General features: G+C 33.1%; 3 protein-coding genes. All 3 read left to right on the top strand.

The genetic code is table 11. The features are described 5' to 3' along the window. Positions 1-85: 85 nt before the first annotated feature. Genes ACLR9T_RS13705 through ACLR9T_RS13695 form a run of 3 tightly spaced genes read left to right on the top strand, consistent with a single transcriptional unit; the run spans position 86 to position 2,331 of the window. Entirely contained in the window at positions 86-397 is a 312-nt protein-coding gene (locus ACLR9T_RS13705) for a hypothetical protein (protein WP_413110053.1), read from the top strand. Further along, positions 378-533, top strand: coding sequence for a hypothetical protein (locus ACLR9T_RS13700; protein WP_413110052.1), 156 nt, complete (start codon positions 378-380; stop codon positions 531-533). The genes ACLR9T_RS13705 and ACLR9T_RS13700 overlap by 20 nt, the downstream gene beginning before the upstream one ends. Position 534: 1 nt before the next feature. Continuing rightward, on the top strand, positions 535-2,331 hold the full coding sequence (locus ACLR9T_RS13695; RefSeq protein WP_413110051.1) for a M14 family metallopeptidase: 1,797 nt from the start codon (positions 535-537) through the stop codon (positions 2,329-2,331). Positions 2,332-2,734: the final 403 nt, after the last annotated feature.

Genomic DNA, 2,734 nt, shown 5'->3' with positions numbered 1-2,734 from the left:
TTGAAAAGTGGCGAGATATCGTATATAATATAAATCAGGAAATCATTCAGGATTTGGATTCTTTATTTTTGGGGGTGAGACCGTAATGGATAAAGATTTATTACTTGCAATGCTGGAAGCTAGCAGTGTATGGTTGTGTTCAAAGAACACCTATATCCAATTAAGAGCGGAATACGTGCAGTGCCATATCCGATTGTGTCTCGTTTCGGCAGAGATCGAAGATCCTTGCCACGCGTATACGAAAAAAGAAATGTCTTATATGCGTAAAAAAGAGACTGCTCTTATGGGCTATGAGAATGCCATAGAAAAGCAGATAAAGGCATGTTATCCGGGTACTACATTGACAGATATTTTTAAAGAATTGAGAGGTATCATAAATGCTAAAAGGTTGGATTAAAGCAACGTTTGATCCGGACGAACCCGGATTCCGAGTAGACCCGTATCTTGCGGACGATCAATTTGTAGACCCGGTTGATTTTATGAAACTGGTGGAGGATGGAATTATTATCATTGATAAAGAGGAGGTAGAATAATATGGGATATCAGATTCCAAGTGTCAATCAGTGTTACGACTTTACTTGTGTCATTGGGCAGTTACAGGCGTGGTGTTGTTCTCACGCTCCGCTTGTACAATCTGTGTATGATGAGTGCAAGGGGACGAGTTTGAGCGAACAGGTTGCGTATCTGTTCGGGGTTGTGAGAGATGTTGTGAAAGCGCAACAGTGCGTGGATGAGAACTTTAAAACGTTATATGATTTTGTGAAAGACTTTTTTGAAAATTTGGATTTGCAGGAGGAAGTGAATAAGTGGCTGGAAATAAATCTAAAACCTTATTTTGATGAATATATCACCAAGCATTTCCCTGACTTCGATTTAATACAGAATTATGCTATTAATAATCCAAATATTTATGTCGAAATAGAAAATCTGAATCAATACAGCGGGTTTTCTGATACATCTCTTATTAATTGGACGGTTGAAGATACTTATAACAAATTTGATTCCTTTTTAGGCGTTCATGACAATTATATATTAGAGAAAACTACACTTGGTTACGCAAATAATAGTGATAATGACGGCGAAGACACCTCGTTGCCTATCCTTTGCTACTCTTATAAGCCACAAATGGGATCTGGTTTAGTTTCACAACGTAAAAAAGTGATTTTAACTGGCGCTATACATGGTAACGAAAAATTCGGTGCTTTCTTAATGCTCAAGCTTTTATCACAAGGAATCGAGATGCAAAAGCAAAAACTGGTGAATAATATCATGGGGCATTTGGAAATTGACTTCATACCTATTATAAACCCTTATGGATATAATCAAGCTGTTGGAACAAATATCACACAACAATTAGCTAATACAGGCCGATATAATGCCAGAGGAGTTGATTTAAATAGGAATTTTCCTTATGGGTATCAATTTGACGACGGAAATGAACCAAAAGGGAGTTCGCCTTTAAGTGAGCAAGAATCAAAAGCTATGGACAACTATTTTAAAACAATTGATTGGAATAACGTTATATTATTCCTTGATTTGCACCAAAGCTGGCAATCACTAGACGAGCCTATACCTGAACTTTTAACATTACAAATATTCTCAAATGACGAGAGGATAAGAAGTGTTTTTACCGATGTTTGGAATGATTCAAATAAATTAGCTAATAATATGAATATTTTACTACAAAAACAATCAGATAACGAGGGGGCAAGTGTAGGAGAATCGGAGGGTTGGATGATTTTTGATGCCTGCCATTATAAGAAGAATTATTTTAATATCGGAGTAGTTGAGGGTGGAAAAGGTATATACAGTAATAATGAATGGAACTTTTATGCGGAACAATTATTATCACTATTTTTAACGTATACAATTACCTCCATTGATAGATTAAAAAATTTGTGCTATTATGATAATAACTCATTTATTGATGCTTTTCATTATGCTATTAGTTATTATTGCAATAATTTACTCCCATTAAATTGGATGGATTATGAGAATGTCATATATGATACTACAATTGCTTCTGTTGCTTCTAATGGAAATAGAATTTTTTTAAAGCTTGATAAGGCATTGACAATTAATAAAAATACAGATGATCTTAATATTATTATTAATAGTGATGTATATCAATGTAATGTATATTCATTAGATAATAATAAAGAAAATATTATTGGAAATACTGGTTGGGGTGGTTCCAAAAAAATTACAAATTTAACTTCTAATACTTTATTAATCGGGTTTAGAAATATTAATAATTCAACTATTAATATGAATAGATTATTTAAAGAATTCTTTCCAATTATTTATACTACGCCTAAGCAATCGTTATAATATAAATAAAAGATAGGGCTTATGCCCTATCTTTTTTAATCTATCTCACAATATAATGTGTTATCTAATAGCATAAATCCCTTTACTGTGCGATTCTCTAAACACTTGTCTAGTTCATCATAGTGTATGGTTGTTCCCCCTCTTTCACTATGATATTGCAATCGTGTTTTAACTGGTCACATTTTAAATATAGATCTACAACTGTCATATTGTATCCTCCTTTCGACATTATTAGTATAGCATTTATGCACGAGAATGTCAACTGGTTTGTTCATGTTTATTGTATACTTGAGATGTTAAGTTTTTATTGATTTTTAATAGATTACTGACACGGTGTCAGAATAGATTTTGAGATGTTAAGTTTTTATTGATTTTTAATAGATTACTGACACGGTGTCAGAAT

The organism is Thomasclavelia sp., assembly GCF_047249845.1.
Classification (GTDB): Bacteria; Bacillota_I; Bacilli_A; order Erysipelotrichales; family Coprobacillaceae; genus Thomasclavelia.
The sequence above is the reverse complement of the archived record's forward strand: the minus strand, read 5'-3'. Positions and strand labels throughout refer to the sequence as shown.

Coding starts and splice junctions, on each gene's coding strand:
- ACLR9T_RS13705 (WP_413110053.1), top strand. CDS start 86: ATGGATAAAGATTTATTACTTGCAATGCTGGAAGCTAGCAGTGTATGG.
- ACLR9T_RS13700 (WP_413110052.1), top strand. CDS start 378: ATGCTAAAAGGTTGGATTAAAGCAACGTTTGATCCGGACGAACCCGGA.
- ACLR9T_RS13695 (WP_413110051.1), top strand. CDS start 535: ATGGGATATCAGATTCCAAGTGTCAATCAGTGTTACGACTTTACTTGT.